The sequence below is a fragment of the Methanosarcina sp. 2.H.A.1B.4 genome, from assembly GCF_000979385.1.
GTDB lineage: Archaea > Halobacteriota > Methanosarcinia > Methanosarcinales > Methanosarcinaceae > Methanosarcina.
Map to the genome: position 1 here is coordinate 175994 of NZ_JJOV01000002.1, position 17664 is coordinate 193657.

The window sequence follows — 17664 nt, forward strand, 5'->3', positions numbered from 1 at the left end:
CTTTGGCTTTTCCTCAGAGCCTTCTTATCTAAACTCCCAAATGATTCCATATAATAAGTACCAGACTCAACAAGCAAGGATCATTAATTACCAAATAATGTGAAATATTCATTATTCAATAGACTCAAAGTATACGGTGAAAACATTTTCATTCATTTCAAGCTCACTTTTTAATTTATTCGCACGTTCCTCTGAAATCCCACTATCTGGGCGATCTGTAATGATAACATGGCAGTAGACGAACTTTTTCACTTCAAGATTATATTTAGTTAGCATCTCAATAAAACTTTCATTATGAATGTTTTGTTCCGCTATTGTAATTATGTAATAATCTCCTTTTTTAGTTATGTAATAATTTCCTTTTTCTAAAGCCGGAGTAGCTTCAGTCCAATTTTCGTCTCTCAATTCATTTTTTACATCCATTATATTATCTTCATCTACTATTATGTAGTAGTTATCCGGGACATCAACCGTGAAATCCAGTTTATATCTAGCTAAATTATAGTTTTTGAGAATAGATTTTGCTTCCTGCTCACTAACCCCATCTCTAAATTGAATGATTAAACCAGCTACTTTTCTCTCTTCTTGTCCAGGAGTTACTGTTGGAGTAAAAATTGTCATTTTTACAAATAATCCAATAATTACTACAAAAATCAGAAAAATAATAAAGAAGGCGATTTTCTTATTTACTTTAATCATATTTAACCACTCAAAAATATGGCTTTAATCCCGCTTATATACGGTTAATTTCATAACCAGAGGCTTCAACCGTTTGTATATCAGATCCAACAGGCTACAGATTACCAATTGCCAGCGATCCGGTTATCTAGGTCCTTCATTACTTTTTCCCGAGTTTCCATCTTCCATACAGACAGGTCAAGCTCCCCAATAATCCGAAGCCTGGAGTAGAGTTACTTTTGCTCGATTCATTTTCACCTGAGCTACTAACATTATCAGATTCAAAATCACTGTTGTTTGAATAATCCTGATCCTGATATTTCTTAAAAGCCTCTTTATCGATCATTGGACCCAACTCGATCATGAAAGCATAGTCATCTTTAGTAATATTTTCTGGATACCTGTCCCAGATGTCCTGCAATCCAGTTTTATACTCCTCTTTCTTCTGTTCAGAAACATCGAAATTGTCAATATATCCCATCTTTATGGCTTGACTTTCAGGATCAGTAGCAGCAAAAGCAAGTCCTCTATACGGCATACGTTTCACTACATCAGGCAAAGAAGCCTGTAGCTCCAGGTAATCCGCAACTTTTTTCATTCCTTCTTCACCCAGCTCAGCTTCCAAAGCCTCAATCTTTAACTGAGAAGCATCTTTAGTTTGGTTGGTTTGCTGTTCTTCGGTCGAAGCCATTGCTGATGGCATCAGAAATAGACACAATGCCATAGCAATACATAGCGCTAATGTTCCATTTTTACCATTCATCTATTCCTTCCAAATCCAACCATACAAATGGGACAGGTTCTTTTTCCCTTTTCATTGTGCTGTAATCTATCTCCGCCCATTCCCGGTTTAGAAAAATTTAGACATAAGTGAAGAATTCGAAACACAGTGCTCTGAAAAGGTGCATTCCGGACAGAACTTTTCTTCCGTTTTCTCAGGCATGAATCCGGCTTTTATTTTCTCCACACGCCTGCAGATTTTTAATACCTCCCTGCGGTCCGAGCTTCGGATAGCCACTTTTCGAATCAGGCCGAAACTTACGTATTCAACAAAGGCAAAGGGCACTTCCCCTCCGGCCTCGGCTTCAAGGAGAAGGACAAGGGATGCAGCATGCATCCTGTCAGATGCCCACACCCCCTGTAAAGGGCAGTTTCCCGGTTTTAGAATAGAGGGGACATTCATGCCCTCGAAACAGACAAGCTTGGACGGAACACCCTTCAGGTTAAGCCTTTCCGATGAAAGAAATGGCTCGGTTTTAACAGGCGTAAGTGCCGCAAGCATAGGATCTTTTCCGAATTCTTCAAGTCCTTTTAGAAGATTAGCGGCAATTTCCGGAATTTTAGCTCTTGCCCGCGCCTGCCCTTCTTCAAGGACTTCCTTTTCAATGCATGCGAATTCTGTTGGAAACATAAGAGGAAGATCTTCACATGCCTGGAGAAAAGCAGTTTCAAGTTCTTTGCACAGGTTATCGGCGTTTAACGAACATTCCCTCACAATTTCAGGAAAATTCAGAGAAAACTCTTTAAGGAGCATTCTTTCAAGCCTTGAAGCGTTTATTTCCGGAAACAGCTCAAAACCCCGGCTGACAAAGTATACGCGCCGCGGGCAGTTGATATACAGGAGAATATCAGAAACGCTTATCTCAGGATTCCGTGAATCTGCAGGCATCACATACTAATTTCTTTTACACTTGATATAAATTTTTTGGATAAGACCTCGCCCTTACTCGGTAGTCAAGCTTCTGCGACAATTGCCGAACTCGCATTCGTTAAATATATAAGGGAACGTTTCCTCTTAGATTAAGTAAGTCATGACATCCAACGATTCCTCAGAAAATCTGCGCAACCGCCTGGCAGAAAAAATGGCTGGAGATATCACACTTTCCGAAAAACCCGGAGAGTCACTGAAAAAGTGGAGGTTAAACTTTGAGATATCCCAGACCGATATTGCAAATTACCTGAAGGTTTCTCCCTCTGTTATCAGTGATTATGAAAGCGGGAGGCGAAAGTCTCCAGGGACAATGATCGTCCGGAAGATCGTAGAATCCCTGCTTGAAGTTGATATAGAGCGGGGAGGCAAAAAGATTCACACCTACGAATCGATACTTAACGCCGAATGCGGCTCAAAATCAATCTACTCAACCTACGAGTATACTATCCCGATACAGCTTGCTAAACTGGTAAACCTTATTGAAGGCGAGATTGTCTACAAAGGAGCTGAAAGACCTCTATATGGATTTTCTGTCATCGACAGCCAGCGGGCAGTCCTGGAACTTTCCTCCCACGAATTCCAGAAGCTCTACGGCTGGAGTACGGACAGAGCCATGATCTTTACGAAGGTCAGTACCGGGAAATCCCCCATGGTAGCTATCCGAGTCACCAACCTGAAACCCGGAGCCGTTGTGCTTCACGGGCTCTGTAAAGAAGAGGTCGAACCTGTTGCAGTCAAGATGGCGGAAGTAGACCGTGTACCCCTGGTCGCAACTACAATGGACCTCGACCAGATTGTGCAGTTACTGAAAAAATACAGTCAATACTATGCAAGGGAATGACCCCCTGGAAGATGCCCTAAACACTCAAAAACAGGTGAACACATGACTATTGGAATTGTATCATACGGTGCTTATGTTCCGAGATACCGTATAAAAATTGAAGAAATTGCCCGGCTCTGGGGTGATGACGCAGAGGCTCTTAAAAATGGCCTCATGGTGTACGAAAAATCCGTACCTGATGTAGATGAAGACGCAGCAACGATTGCAGTGGAAGCGGCAAGATACGCAATAGCAAGAAGCGGCGTCGATCCCTCCAGAATTGGGGCGGTATATACAGGTTCAGAAAGTCATCCCTACGCTGTAAAACCAACAAGCACTATCGTAGCCCAGGCTATCAGCGCAACCCCTGAAATGACTGCAGCAGACTTTGAGTTTGCATGTAAGGCAGGAACAGCTGCAGTTCAGGCATGTATGGGACTGGTGGGTTCCGGAATGATTGACCTTGGCATGGCTATAGGAGCAGACGTTTCCCAGGGAGCCCCCGGTGATGCCCTTGAGTACACTGCCGCAGCAGGAGGAGTCGCCTGCCTCATCGGGAGAAAAGAATCCGAACTTGCAGCAATCATTGAAGATACGTACTCTTTTACAACAGATACTCCTGACTTCTGGAGAAGGGAAGGGATGCCTTACCCCGAACATGGAGGCCGGTTTACAGGAGAGCCGGGGTACTTCAAACATGTAACAAACGGCGCAAAAGGTCTGCTTAAAAAACTAGGGACAAAGCCTGAAGATTATGATTATGCAGTCTTCCACCAGCCAAATGGGAAGTTCCCTACCAAAGCTGCAAAGATGCTGGGGTTCACAAAAGCCCAGATAACTCCGGGACTTGTAGTTCCAAAAATAGGGAATACATATTCAGGGTCCTGCCTTATGGGAATCGCCGCAACCCTTGACCAGGCAAAACCCGGGGACCGGATTTTTGCAACCGCCTTCGGGTCCGGAGCAGGGTCCGATTCATTCAGCATAACAGTTACTGACAGGATTGAGGAAATTCGAAACCTGGCTCCGACGGTTTCCGAACTTATCAAGGATCCTATATACATCGACTACGCAAAGTATGCCAGACATAAAGGTAAAATCCGCCTGGCCTGAAAACGGGGTGAATACATGAGAGACGTAGCAATTATCGGAATAAAGAATACAAAATTCGGGGAACTCTGGGAGCGTTCCCTGAGAGACATCGTCGTAGAAGCCGGGATCGGAGCAATCCAGGACGCAGGCGTAAGTGGAAAAGAGATTGACGCTCTGTATGTAGGAAACATGAGTGGAGGCCGCTTTATTGATCAGGAGCACATAGGTGCCCTTATCGCGGACTATTCCGGGCTTTCGAGAAACCTTCATGTCCCGGCTACCAGAGTAGAAGCCGCCTGTGCATCCGGAGGGCTTGCCCTGCGCCAGGCTATAATGTCTGTGGCTTCAGGCTACAGCGACATCGTAGTAGCAGCAGGAGCAGAAAAGATGACTGATGTCGGGTCTGAAGAGGCTTCTTCAGCTCTTGCAGCAGCTGCTGACCGGGAATGGGAAGGCATGGCAGGAGCAACCTTCCCCGGGCTTTATGCAATGATTGCAAAGCTGCACATGCACAGGTACGGAACTACAAGCGAACAGCTTGCAGAAGTAGCCGTAAAAAACCACAAAAATGGGTGTTTTAACCCCATTGCCCAGTACAAGAATGAAATTAGCGTGGACGACGTGCTGAATTCAATAATGGTAGCCGACCCGTTACATATCTTTGACTGCTCCCCTATAACAGACGGGGCATCTGCACTTGTTCTGGCTCCTGCGGACGTTGCCCACAAATATACTGATACGCCTGTTTACATTAAGGCAACAGCACAGGCAAGTGACACAATTGCCCTTCATGACAGAAGGGATATCACAACTCTGGACGCAACAGTGGTGGCTGCAAAGAGGGCATATTCCATGGCAAAAGTGAAGCCTGAAGACATCGACCTTGTCGAGGTGCATGACTGCTTTACCATTGCCGAGATCTGCGCAATTGAAGACCTCGGATTTGCAGAGAAAGGGAAAGGTGGAATTGTCACGGCAAATGGGGAAACTGCGATAGGCGGGAGGATCCCTGTAAACACCTCCGGTGGCCTGAAAGCCTGCGGACATCCCGTGGGAGCAACCGGTATAAAGCAGGCTGTGGAAATTGTAACCCAGCTTCGCGGGGATGCCGGAAAGCGCCAGGTAACAGGAGCCGAGTATGGAATGACCCACAACGTAGGAGGGTCAGGAGCGACCGCAGTAATACATATTTTCTCGAGGGAGAGGTGATATTCGATGTCTTCTGTTCCAAGATTCTGGAGAAGCCTGGGCAACAGGTACAACCTTGAAGGGACCCGCTGCAAGGAATGCGGAGAATATTTCTATCCCCCACGCAATGTTTGCGTAAACTGCAGACGCATGGGTGAGCTCGAACCCTTCAAATTCAAAGGCACCGGTGAAATAGTAAGCTATACGCTGATCCACACCCCTGCGGAAGGTTTTGAAAACCAGACTCCCTATACCCTTGCAATTATTAAACTGGATGAAGGACCCCGTCTAACCTCCCAGGTGATTGGCGACCCTGATAAAATCCAGATAGGAACACGGGTTAAATCCGTGTTCAGGAAGCTCGGGGAAGACGGCGAGCGCGGTATGATCTACTACGGCACCAAATTCATCCCTGCAGATACATGATCGGATCCGGATTATTCCGGATTCCGTTAATGATTCTAAAGTGAGGATTTTCCGGGGCCTCCCGGATCAAATTGGAGATGTCTGTAAACTATGATTGAAGTGGAAGTAAAGGTCAGAGCGGATCATTCAAAGGTCCGCTTCATCCTTCAGAAATTAGGGGCAATAAAAATAGGGGTAGAGAATCAGTCAGATACTTATTTTGCAGCTCCTTATAGGGATTTTGCAAAAACTGACGAGGCGCTCAGGATTCGTTCCCTGGACGGTTGTGCTGTTTTGACCTATAAAGGTCCCAAACTCGATAAAGTCTCCAAAACCAGAGAAGAGCTCGAAACTTCTGTGGATGAGGCCACTACCACAGGAATACTACGTGCCCTTGGATTCTCGGAAGCCGGAATTGTCCGCAAAAAAAGGGAAGTCTTCAGGGCAGGAGAGATAACTGTCTGTCTTGACGCAGTCGAAGGGCTCGGAGAATTCCTGGAAGTCGAAATCGTAGCTGAAGATGAAAAAGAGCTCGAAACTTCAAGGGAAAAATTATTCGAGTTGCTAAAACAGTTTGGCGCCGGGGAAAAAGACTCTATTCGGACTTCTTATCTTGAAATGGTACTGGATAAAAGCAATGATTAATTTACCGGTTCAATTTCAGTAATTTTCCCGACTATTTTTTATTGCTCCTAAAATGGGCCCTTGGATCGGCTCAATAAGTTGTTCATGCCCGCATCATGTACGGACATGAAAACAACTGGCGAATTTTGATTTAATTTTGATTTAATTTCGATTTTGATTTTAATTTACTCTATTTTTACCTTATTCTGGAGCCGGGCTTTAGATCTTTATCCGGCATAAGGGCTGCTACAATCGCTCCGCCGTCATCGGCTGCAAGTATCATGCCGTTTGACTCAACTCCGCAGAGTTTGACGGGTTTCAGGTTGGCGAGTACAATTACGGATTTACCTGTGAGTTCTTCAGGAGTATAATATGAAGATAGGCCTGCTACAAGCTGTCTTGGCTTTTCCTCTCCTATATCCACTTCAACCCGCAGGAGCTTTTTTGACTTCTTTACAGGTTCAGCAAAGATAACTTTTCCTACCCTGATGTCAAGTTTTGCAAAGTCCTCGTAATCTATCTGGGGAAGGGTTTCTATTTGCTCTGTTTCTTCTGTTTTTGCTGCATCTCCGGCTTTTTCGGCTGGTTTTGCCTCTTCTACAGGGCCCATTCCATCAGATTTGGCGGGCTCCTTTCCCTTTCCCTTTGCCGCGTTTTTCTTTTCATTTGCAGCTTTTACCCTCTGATTTGCAATCTCATCCATCTCTCCTATCCTGTCATCTTCGAGCTTGGTAAAGAGGAGCTCAGGCTTTGCAAGTTTTGTGCTCGCCTTCAGGGGCACGAGGGCTTCTTCATACTGCACGGCATGTATATCGCTTTCCTGTCCGAGTCCTTTCCAGGCTGTTTCCATGGTCAGCGGGAGCACGGGTTCAAATATAATGCTCAGGGCTTTTGCCAGGTGGAGGCAGTTGTAGAGGACCTGTCCGCAAGCGGCCCGATCTTCTTTAAGAAGTTTCCAGGGCTCGTGGGACTGGAAGTAAATGTTCCCGAAAGACGCAAGAGTCATGGCAGAATCGACAGCTTTTTTGAACTCGTACTCAGCCATTGCAGCTTTTATTTCTTTTAGAGCCTTTTCTATTTCTGCGCTTACTTCAGGTTCGAGTTTCCCTTCAGGGACTTCTCCATAGTTCTTGAAAGCAAAGAGCATGGTCCTGTACAGGAAGTTTCCTAATACAGCCACCAGTTCGGTATTGATCTTTTCCTGAAGCACGCGCCAGGAGAAGTTCAGTTCCTTAGTATGGGAGGTGTAGCTTGCAAGGTAATACCTGAGGAGGTCTGGATGGAAGCCATGGTCAAGATAATCTTCCCCTACCCAGACCACATAACCTCTGGTCTTGGAAAACTTTTTATCTTCTATTTTGACCATGCCTGATGCTACAACAGCTGTAGGCACGGAATAGTCTGCACCTTTAAGCATGGCAGGCCAGAAAATGCAGTGGTGGTAGGTAATGTCCCCTCCAATGAAGTGGACTATCTCCCCGTCCTCTTTCCAGAATTTTTCCCAGGAATCCCCTGTCTTTGCAGCCCATTCCTCGGTGAAAGCCATGTATCCTATGGGGGCATCCACCCAGACGTAAACCACAAGATCTTCATGCCCCGGGAATTTAACTCCCCATTCAAGGTTTCTTGTGATACACCAGTCCGTAAGCCCCTGCTTTACCCAGCCAAGTGCGTAATTGATAGCATTGGTGGTGCCTCCCAGATCATTAGAGAGGTAATTCAGCAGGTAGTCGCTAAACTCGGAAAGTTTGAAAAAGAAGTGTTCCTGCTGGCGGTACTCTGCAGGTCCTCCGCAGATAGTACATACAGGGTTCTGAAGCTCCCCAGGCTCAAGGTGTTTTCCGCAGCCCTGGTCACATTCATCACCTCTGGCTGTTTCTCCGCAGTGAGGGCAGGCTCCTTCCACATAGCGGTCAGGAAGGAAGCGGTTGCACTTTGGGCAGTAAGCGATTTCTATGATTTTCGGGTACACATAGCCCTTTTCAATCAACCTGGTTACAATATTAAGGGTCCGGTTATGATTTTCAGGGTCATCGGTTGTCCCAAAAGCATCAAAGTAAACTCCAAGCTGCTTGAAAGTTTCATCAAAGTGTTTATGATAGACCTCTACAAGTTCTTTAGGGGTGATCCCGAGCTCCTCGGCGTTTACGACAATGGGGGTTCCATGGGTGTCCGAACCGCAAACAAAGGTAACCTCCCTCCCTTCCTTCCGCAAGGAGCGGGCAAAAATATCAGCGGGCACATAGGTCCGGAGATGCCCGATATGTGCCTTGCCGTTAGCATAGGGTAGGCCACAGGTGACAAGTACGGGTTTACTGGATGATATTGACATTTTTATCTCCATATATTTTTATAAGTGTATCTCTTCTGGATGACTGCAATTCTGAAATATATTTCGCTTATTGTATGTACAAGGGAACTTATTTGAGGGATAGTTGATAATCATATATAAAAGAGGGGTGGAACGCAGAGAAACATAAATAGTTGCTCTGACAATTCAGACCTGTTGAATTGACCCTTTTATTTGCGGGCTTTTGAAAAATATGTTTCTGGCAGTTCCCCTACCAGGAGAATTTGCCTGTCCCCTTAACTGGAGTTTTCAGCAGTAAATAAACATAGACCGGAAATTAAAGAAACAAATCCAGGAAGTGCGGTCCTGTCAGATATGAATGATGAAAATGTAAACTCAGAAGGTACGGATTCAGAAAGTATGAATCCGGAAGAGGCATCCGGAGACGACCTTTCGGGAAGTAGTGCTTTCAATAAAAAAGAGACTATTATCCCTGAGGAGGATATTTCAGATATTACCATCAAGGAAAATTCCTCAGATTCCGATTCTGCTCCTGAAAAACAGGGATCGGCAAAAACGGATGATCAGGGACTTCCTCCCCGGGACCCTGAGAAGAAAATTCATGAGAAGAAAATAATTGAAAATGAGAGTTTAAGCATGAATTCAGGCTCTTCTCCTTCCGTACATAAAAAGAAACGCAGCGGTACGTCCTATGTTGTGGTCTTACTGGCTCTGATTACTGTTATTGCAGTCAGTATGGCTGCTATATTCTACGGCCTCGGTTTCGGAGGAAATTTAGGGACCTCCGAGAAGATAGCGGTAATTTATGTACAGGGCTCCATGCTCACTGGAAACGTTCCCTCAGGGTTCGGCTATGCAACCTCAGAAGAGATTTCTGAAAACATCCACGCCGCTGTAGCAGATGAAAACGTCAGGGCAATCGTGCTCAGGGTAAACAGTCCTGGAGGGTCTCCTGCCGCCGCCCAGGAGATTGCAATAGAGATCGAGAAAGCTCAGGAACAGGGTATCCCTGTTATTGTTTCCATGGGAGATCTTGCGGCCAGCGCTGCATATTACATCTCTGCGCCCGCAGATTACATATTTGCAAATCCCTCCACAAGTACGGGATCCATAGGAGTTATCTGGGTCTTTGAGAATATGTCTTCTTTCAACGAAAAGGAAGGTATAGATTATTACATTTCAAAGTCCGGAGAGTTCAAAGATATGGGAGGGTCCTGGAGAGGGCTTACGGACGACGAAAAAGAATACGCTGATACCGTTGTCATGGAGAGTTATGAAAACTTTGTAACCCAGGTTGCAGAAGGGCGTAATATGAGCCGGAGTGAAGTAAAAGACCTCGCCGACGGACGCGTATATACCGGGTCCAGAGCAAAGGAACTTGGGCTTGTGGACGACTTTGGAAACCTCTATGACGCAATTGATAAAGCTGCGGAACTTGGAGGCATTCAGGGTGAACCAAGAGTTGTATATATGAACAGGGCAAGCATTTCAAGGTTACTTCTCGGTTCGGAGTCCGGGGATTCCAATGAGGAAACCAGGCAACTTGTCAATTACTTTGAGAAAAGCCCTTATGGGAAGATTCTTGCCTGTATAAGTTAATTATCGGATTCCCTCTATTTCCTTTTTTTCCGTTATTCATTTTTCTTAATTAATTCAGTTTTCTGTTTTTTAGACAGGCTTACAGCCTGAAAATAGCAAAATATATATTAGCTAACATGCAGGATATCTCGGGCTTAACATGCTGGAACTCAAATTTGTACGTAATAACCCCGACATAGTTGGGCGTGCTCTTATTAACAGGAATATGGGCACCGAGCTTATAGATAGCCTTCTTGAATATGACGCGGCCTGGAGGGACTGTATCACCGAGGGTGATAGCCTGAAGCATAAACGCAATGTGGTCACCCGCGAGATAGCGCAATTTAAGAAGGAAAATAAAGATGCTTTATCAAAAATAAACGAAATGCAGGGCATCAATGATCGTATTAAAGAAATAGATGATAAGATACGCGACTATAAGTCAAAAATAAATGAAATAATGCTCAGTATCCCCAATATCCCTTCTGACATGACGCCTATAGGCAAGGATGAAAATGACAATCCGGTTGTAAGGGTAGTTGGAGAGCCAAGAGAATTTACGTTCACTCCAAAGCCTCACTGGGAGATAGGGGAGGCGCTGGATATACTCGACTTTGAGAGAGGAACAAAGATAGCAGGCCAGGGCTTTACAGTCTATAAAGGCATGGGCGCGAAACTTGAAAGAGCTCTCATAAACTTCATGCTTGATGTACACGCCGATCAGGGTTATCTCGAAGTTCTGCCGCCTGTGCTTATCAATGAAAAAGCCATGACCGGCACAGGGCAGCTGCCAAAGTTCAAAGATGACATGTATGTATGCAGCGCTGACGGCTATTATCTTGCACCGACCGCGGAAGTCCCGGTGACCAACCTCTTCATGGACGAGTATGTAGAAAATCTGCCGGTATTACTTACAGCATATACCGCCTGCTTCAGGCGTGAGGCGGGGAAACATGGTCAGGATACAAGAGGCATCATCCGCCAGCACCAGTTCAACAAGGTTGAGCTTGTCAAATTCGTGAAGCCGGAAACATCCTATGAAGAACTCGAAAAACTCACCCTCGATGCTGAGGAGATTCTCAAACTCCTGAAGATACCATATCGCGTCATAAGCCTTTGCACTGGCGACATAGGGTTCTCGGCGGCCAGGACTTACGACATAGAGGTATGGGTACCCGCACAGAAAAAGTACCGGGAGATCTCCTCGTGCTCGAATTTTGAGAACTTCCAGGCCAGAAGAGCCAATATCCGTTTCAGAACCCCTGAAGGTCCTCAGTTCGTCCACACGCTTAACGGTTCAGGCCTTGCTGTCGGCAGGACCGTCGTTGCGATACTGGAGAACTACCAGCGTGAGGACGGCAGCGTAGAGATTCCGGAAGTCCTCAGGCCGTACATGAGAGGGGCCGAAGAAATCTGCAAAGTTTGAGCTTGTGGATTACTTTTAAAAAAAACCATATAATCCGGAATTCGATGAGAAAAACGGCAGCTCGTCAATTACTTTGAGGAACGCTCTTAGGAGTAAATCCTTGCCTGTATAAAGTAATTAACGGGCTCCCTTACTTTCTCTTTTTCCAGTACTTATTTTTTCATATATTCAGCCTTATTCATGATTTCCTGCGTTTCTTCTGCAAATCTTATCAAGGAGAAGGATATTGTCAAGCATGAGAGAACCGCTCCAGCCAAGAGGAATGGCCCATGCTGGTTTTCCTGTAGACTTGTCCACCTGTTCAGGGAGAAGCCCTGTGCTTGTTGCTCCGGCCAGAGCCCATCTCAGGCATTTAACCCCTTCATCGGTCAATTTTTTCACATCTTCGGCATAAGGTCCCTCTTTTCCATTGGGGAGATCGAGGACAAAGGCAAACATAGCCTCCGAAAGCCAGAGAGTGGTTATTATCCAGGGATTTCCGTCGATGTAACTGTCATTTTCGTAACGTTTGATTCCATTACCCGAATTGATAGGAATTGAGAGCTTTTTCTGGATATTTTCTATCAGGAAAAGAATCATATCCCTTTCCACAGGGTCTTTCGGGGAGAGCATTCCAAAGGGCATATAAGCTCCAAGGACGCTTGCATCAATCGTTTTATCCAGTTTTTCATTAATGATTCCTTTTGCAAAATAGCCTTCCTGAAGCCAGAACCGGTCAATTGTAGCCTGCTTGATGAACTCCGCCCTTTTCTTCCAGCGTCTTGCCATGCCAGACTCACCGTTTTCTTCCGCAAGGTGAGAGGCGCCCATGAGCCCTGCATAGATCGAGGCATTGGTATAGGTGAAAACTCCGTAATAAGTCTCCCACAGGTCCATACAGCTTTCATGCAGCCCGGACTTGGTCCTCTTCATCAGGTATTCGGCAGCCCTGAGCACGGAGACCCAGACCTCTTCCAGAAATTCAACCTTTTTGAGGCCTTCGAGAATCCTGTAATACACATCCATGGCATGAAGTGTGGACCCGGTCTCGTCTATCTGGGTTGAATAGTCAAAATTACCCCAAGAAGGAGCTATGTCTCCGTTGAGCCAGTAACGCTGGAACCATGAACCATCGGGGAGCTGGGCCCGGATACACCACTTGAAAAATCTGTCACAATACTCGGGATATCCGGAATGCTTGAGAGCAAGCACAACCTCCGAGGTATCCCTGTTCCAGCAAAACCCGTATCCTCCGCATTTCTCGAAATTGGAGTCAAACTCCGGAGCAGCCACGAAAGACCCATATTCACGGTCGTTCAGGAGATAAAGCATGAGAAGAGCCCGGTTATATGCATTGAATAACTCCTGGCGCAGGTTATTATGTCCTTCAAGTCCTGGCATCTTGAGCACGTGTTTTTTTGATAGCCACATCACCCAGTGTTCCCGCGTCTTTTCAAAGATGTGTTCCAGGGGCATTTTGGATAACTCATGCATCCTCTTATACAGGAGGCTCCGGGAAGATGCAGCTCCTATAAAGATTACAAACTCATTTGCCCCATCAGCTTCCAGTTCAAGGTCCCAGCCAGCAGCGTTGTTGATATTCCCTATATCTTCCTTGTTCCGCTGCAGCTTTCCGTCTTCCATATCGTATTTGGAATTTGTCCACCATATGGTATCCATTGCCTTTCCGATCTGCCATTCCGTAAACTCCGGCAGGGCATAGATTCCTATATAGTAATTTTGCCAGTACTGTGCAAGCAGACGAGCTTCCGTATCGCAAAATCCGGAGTTTTTCTTGGAAGTTTCCCCTACGTTCAAATTTGAATAGTAAAAGAATTTCCCCGACATTTTTTGCTGGGACTGCACCTTAAACCTACGGATAAGGACAGGCACTTCAGGATGCACAAGGTCAAGAATCGAGATCCTTATCCCTGAATCGTGGTAGAGTTTTGTGGATACGATATTGGTATCCTCGATGTAGTTCTGAATAGAGTGCCAGTCGTTATCATTTGTCCAGAGAAGCTTTTCCCCTGTATGGATACAGGCAAGGGATTCTTCTACGTGCTGGGCATGGTCTCTGCGAGGATAAAATAAGCCTAAAATATCTCCCTTTCTGCCCATTGTCACAAGCAGTTCGTCATTTCCGAGAATGACATTCGGTTGTCTGATCACCGTGTGTCCCCTCTGAGCTGGTATTCCTGGCTTGCGCTGGAGGGGGCCAGGGAGATAATATGTTCGCAGACATCCTTTCCTGTGGCTTTACAGCTGACTTCCCTCACACTTATGTTCTTCCCGAAATACTCGGTCAGGTAACCCGCAAAGTAGCCGCTCATGAAGGCACAGACCGGCTGGTCCGAAGCTCCGTAAACATCGGCTATAAACGAGTCTTTTACAATGATTTTTCCTTCGTAGGTTTCGGGGTTACAGTCAATTTCCAGGATCCCCCAGCCCACAGCTATGTACAGCTCTGCAAGCATGCTTGCGAAATTGCTGTTATTAATAGGCATTATACTCTTGAAATATTTTGCAGCATGACTTCCTCCCCGCAGTCCGGATAGGGTAAGAAGCCCTTCTGCATGTGGCACACTCTGATTAAGAGTTTTGATGATATCAACAATTGTGAGTGCCCTTGCCATAACTCCCCTGACACCTATGACATTCAGGGGGAAATCAACAGAGTATATCATCCCGAATTCTGAAATCCCAAATTCCACTGCATTTACAACTTCCAATTCTCCTATTTTTTGAGCAAGATTCGCTATATCCACATCTTTCTTAAGCTCTGTAAATATGGAGTATTCTCCGGTCGTCTGTGTAATATTGTCAATATGCCCGAACATAATGAAGGCATTCTCTTTTTCAAAAAAATCAGTTATTATAGATAAAGAACCAGGCTCTTTAGAATAAGTAACCTTGAACCATAAAATCTGCGAATCTTCATTAAATCCTGCAAACATGCATAAGTCCCTAACCATGTGACTCAAACTCCCATGAATCTATATGCATACATTTCATTAAGTTATTGCGTTAAGCTCCTGAATACACGAGCCTTGAAGTCCATAAGTACTGCCATAAAGTTTACTGCTGCCTCGAAGGGTGTGGAGTGGACACTGAAATAAGAATGCACATCTCCATCCCCGAGCCACTTGGTGCACATATAGTAATAGTGGTCCGAAGTCAACAGGTGCTTCCATATGCGCAGGATTTCGGGGTCTCCTGTTTTTTTCACAAAAGGCTCAAGCAATTTCATTTCTTCAAAACAACGTCTTTGCATGTCGTTTCCAAGCCATGCGCTGGTATCGCGTTCCATATCAGCCCAGGAAATCGTCGAAAAGTCTCCAATATCGATCTCGGCTACAGGGGAATATTTTCTGGCAACCTCTACAGGAGTGCTGAATTCCAGACCGTTTTTGAGGACTTCTGCAGGCAGTTTTTCCAGGAAATTAAAAATTCCGGTTTCTTCCCACTGGTGTTCTCCGAACGTCTCGTAGTCCATAAAAACATTGATACAATCCTCCTTAACCCCTGAAGCCCACGATGCCCATTTCTCCGCAGTAAGTGGATATCCTTCCCACCACCTTGCCGAAAAACGGTACCCGATATCGTCGCTCAGCTTGTAGTTCCTGAAGAGAATAGGTAACCCTGAGTCTTTTGCCTTATAAAGTACGTTAGGAGACCTTCCCTCAAGCATATGATCCGCACCTTCCGTAAGAATTGCCTTATAACCCAGCTCGGAAGCTACCTTTGCTATGGTGTTATTGTAAAGAAGTTCTGTGTTGCGGAATACCTGAGGTTTAACCCCAAGGAGGTCGAAAACCATTTCACGGTGTTCCTTCACTTCTTCAATAAATTCAGTTTTGTCATCAAAAAGGCTTGAAAGAGAATGATAACAGGTCTCGTCCAGAAACTCTACAGCCCCTGTTTCTGCCATTTGCCGGAAACTCTCAAGCACCTCCTTTCCCCAGAGTTCGCATTGTTCGAGCAGTGTGCCAGTAACTGAAAGGGAAAACCTGAACTCTCCTTTATGCTCGTCGAGGGAGTCCAGAAGAGCCCTGTTTGTAGGGATGTAGCATTTATGGGCCACTCTTTCAAAAATCTCCCTGTTGCTTCTTTCATCAAAGTAGCGGAAAAAGCCAGACCTGTCATCAGGCCAGAACCTGCGCAGCCTGAAAGGCTGATGCACCTGAAAGTACATGCAGAGAGAGGTCATGCCCCTTCCTCCAGAACGGCTCTTCTTAAATCAGAAAGAATGGAAAAGTAGTTCACAGCCCTTTCAGACCCTTCCCGGGCGTTTCCAGCATTCATTGAAAAAAGGATTTCACTCTGCTGGAGGTAGCCGAAAAGATGCTTCAGCTTTTGGTAATTCGGTTTTTCTTTAATTTCTGCAAGTTCTTCCCCTACCCTTACCAGTTCCCTCAGGTAGAGTTGCTGCGCATGGTTTCCGACAGCATTGTGCATTCCGTAACGGATTGTCTGTTCGGTCCCAAGGGTAGAAAGTCTCAAAGGACTGAACCTGCTTACTGCTTCCGAAGGTGTGATCATTTCAATGCCTCGGCTCTTCAGGGCTTCCGGAAAAGCCCGTATAAAATCGGCTATCATGCTCTTGCTCCTGTGGTGAAGGCAGAGGCTTGTGTAATTTAAATAAAGGGTCAGGACATCCCCTTCCATGCCTGCAATCCAGTCTGCGAACTTTTCCGGGATCAGAGGATAGCCTTCCCAGTTTTGTTCCGAAAAGCGCAGTTCAAGGTCTTCACTGAGGTTTATATGCCTGAGAAGAGTCGGAAGGTGGTTTTCAAAAACGCGGACAGGATCGCATCCATCCAGAATGTTTCTTGACCCTTCGGCAATAAGGCACCTGAAACCCACATCTGCAAGTATACTTCCTACTCTTTCCGTGTACAGAAGTTCTGTGTTCACGAAAGTCCTGGGGTTTACTCCTAACAGTTCCCTGAGCATTTCCCTGTAACTCATTACTTCCTCTTTAAACCAGGAAAGGTCAGGATAAAGGGCGCTCAGGGAATGGTAACTGCAGCTTCCTGTAAACTCTACCCTTCGACTCTCCGAAAGTTCCCTGAAAGATTCAAGAAGTTCAGGGTCCCATCTACACTGTTCCAGGAAAGGACCTGAAAGGTCAAAGGCATAGCTTCCCCCCCTTTCAATGGATTCTAGAAAAAAATCATTAAGGCGCAGAAATTCTCTGCCTGTTTTCAAGAGCCTTGAAAAAATTTGATTTCGGTCAAAATACCTGTCCATTTCAGGCACTCCGGAAAAACCCTCCACAGGCCAGTACCATTTGGGACTGTAAGGCAGATGTACTCCCAGACACATGCACACGGCTTTCATAACAAAAGAATCTTGTGCGGAAACCTACTAAAAACTATTGTTTCTTTTAGTCTTTTGCCTAATAACAGAATTATTGATCATATTCAAAAAAGCTGATTCCTGGTTAATTGGGGGATCTAAGCCGGAACCCGGAGAAGGAATTTCTCAGTTTTCTCTTCCTGCGCCGTAAGGGGGTTAGGGCCTGCCTGCCAACCAGATAAAAAACAACTTACAAGCCAGTAACGCAATTAAGAGAGATAGTATATTGAAGGAATTCCTGCGTAGATCGTAGCAATATACAGACAACAGGGTGACGGCTCCCGCCAATGAATTGGCAGGCATCTAAGGGATTGCACCTATGCTATACCGCCCTAGAGCAAATAATGTTTGTCTCGCCAACACCGTTCAAACTTTTACCTATAGAACTCCTCTATAGAACCTCATAGTTTAAGTTCAGAGCAAAGTCAAGCGACTTCTGTAGCATTCACAGCTTCCAGAACAAAACTTGACAATAGAGTATAGGTTTGAAA

At 45.5% G+C, this 17664-nt stretch carries 14 protein-coding genes and 1 pseudogene; 7 read left to right on the top strand and 8 right to left on the bottom strand.

Features of this window, described 5'->3' with window-relative positions; genetic code table 11:
- Positions 1-111: 111 nt before the first annotated feature.
- The 3 genes and pseudogenes from EO92_RS00855 to EO92_RS00865 form a co-directional block, all read right to left on the bottom strand.
- Positions 112-699, bottom strand: a complete 588-nt coding sequence (locus EO92_RS00855) for a UPF0228 family protein (protein ID WP_048168731.1) — start codon at positions 697-699, stop codon at positions 112-114.
- A 139-nt stretch (positions 700-838) separates the two neighbouring features.
- Positions 839-979, bottom strand: a pseudogene (locus EO92_RS18355) (YncE family protein); the annotation flags it as partial.
- Positions 980-1528: 549 nt separating this feature from the next.
- Complete coding sequence (locus tag EO92_RS00865) at positions 1529-2347, bottom strand: Dna2/Cas4 domain-containing protein (protein ID WP_235283109.1); 819 nt, start codon at positions 2345-2347, stop codon at positions 1529-1531.
- A gap of 142 nt (positions 2348-2489) precedes the next feature.
- Here EO92_RS00865 and EO92_RS00870 point away from each other — a divergent pair, with 142 nt between their 5' ends.
- From EO92_RS00870 to cyaB, 5 genes are all read left to right on the top strand, one after another.
- The gene (locus EO92_RS00870; RefSeq protein WP_048134125.1) at positions 2490-3230 is read left to right on the top strand and encodes a helix-turn-helix domain-containing protein; all 741 of its coding nucleotides are present in this window, start codon (positions 2490-2492) and stop codon (positions 3228-3230) included.
- 42 nt (positions 3231-3272) lie between these two features.
- The gene (locus EO92_RS00875) at positions 3273-4322 is read left to right on the top strand and encodes a hydroxymethylglutaryl-CoA synthase (RefSeq protein WP_048168734.1); all 1050 of its coding nucleotides are present in this window, start codon (positions 3273-3275) and stop codon (positions 4320-4322) included.
- A 15-nt stretch (positions 4323-4337) separates the two neighbouring features.
- Positions 4338-5510, top strand: coding sequence for a thiolase domain-containing protein (locus EO92_RS00880; RefSeq protein ID WP_048168735.1), 1173 nt, complete (start codon positions 4338-4340; stop codon positions 5508-5510).
- A gap of 6 nt (positions 5511-5516) precedes the next feature.
- On the top strand, positions 5517-5915 hold the full coding sequence (locus tag EO92_RS00885) for a Zn-ribbon domain-containing OB-fold protein (protein ID WP_048168736.1): 399 nt from the start codon (positions 5517-5519) through the stop codon (positions 5913-5915).
- A gap of 90 nt (positions 5916-6005) precedes the next feature.
- Complete coding sequence (gene cyaB / locus EO92_RS00890) at positions 6006-6539, top strand: class IV adenylate cyclase (RefSeq protein ID WP_048168737.1); 534 nt, start codon at positions 6006-6008, stop codon at positions 6537-6539.
- Between the two features lie 175 nt (positions 6540-6714).
- On the opposite strand, the gene metG is transcribed toward cyaB, so the two are convergent.
- Positions 6715-8862 carry a methionine--tRNA ligase gene (metG, locus tag EO92_RS00895; protein WP_082107898.1) on the bottom strand — a complete coding sequence of 716 codons (2148 nt, stop codon included), beginning with the start codon at positions 8860-8862 and terminating at the stop codon, positions 6715-6717.
- Between the two features lie 321 nt (positions 8863-9183).
- On the opposite strand from metG, the gene sppA reads away from it, so the two are divergent.
- Positions 9184-10428 carry a signal peptide peptidase SppA gene (sppA, locus tag EO92_RS00900; RefSeq protein WP_048168739.1) on the top strand — a complete coding sequence of 415 codons (1245 nt, stop codon included), beginning with the start codon at positions 9184-9186 and terminating at the stop codon, positions 10426-10428.
- 139 nt (positions 10429-10567) lie between these two features.
- Positions 10568-11833 carry a serine--tRNA ligase gene (gene serS / locus EO92_RS00905; RefSeq protein ID WP_048161344.1) on the top strand — a complete coding sequence of 422 codons (1266 nt, stop codon included), beginning with the start codon at positions 10568-10570 and terminating at the stop codon, positions 11831-11833.
- A gap of 174 nt (positions 11834-12007) precedes the next feature.
- On the opposite strand, the gene EO92_RS00910 is transcribed toward serS, so the two are convergent.
- From EO92_RS00910 to EO92_RS00925, 4 genes are read right to left on the bottom strand one after another with little or no spacing between them, the layout of a single operon-like run.
- On the bottom strand, positions 12008-13984 hold the full coding sequence (locus EO92_RS00910; RefSeq protein WP_048168740.1) for a glycoside hydrolase family 15 protein: 1977 nt from the start codon (positions 13982-13984) through the stop codon (positions 12008-12010).
- The gene (locus EO92_RS00915) at positions 13981-14787 is read right to left on the bottom strand and encodes a V4R domain-containing protein (RefSeq protein WP_048168741.1); all 807 of its coding nucleotides are present in this window, start codon (positions 14785-14787) and stop codon (positions 13981-13983) included. The genes EO92_RS00910 and EO92_RS00915 overlap by 4 nt, the downstream gene beginning before the upstream one ends.
- A 44-nt stretch (positions 14788-14831) precedes the next feature.
- Positions 14832-16022: a glycoside hydrolase family 57 protein gene (locus tag EO92_RS00920; protein WP_048168742.1), complete on the bottom strand. Its 1191-nt coding sequence runs from the start codon at positions 16020-16022 to the stop codon at positions 14832-14834.
- Complete coding sequence (locus EO92_RS00925; protein WP_048168743.1) at positions 16019-17155, bottom strand: glycoside hydrolase family 57 protein; 1137 nt, start codon at positions 17153-17155, stop codon at positions 16019-16021. The genes EO92_RS00920 and EO92_RS00925 overlap by 4 nt, the downstream gene beginning before the upstream one ends.
- Positions 17156-17664 lie beyond the last annotated feature (509 nt).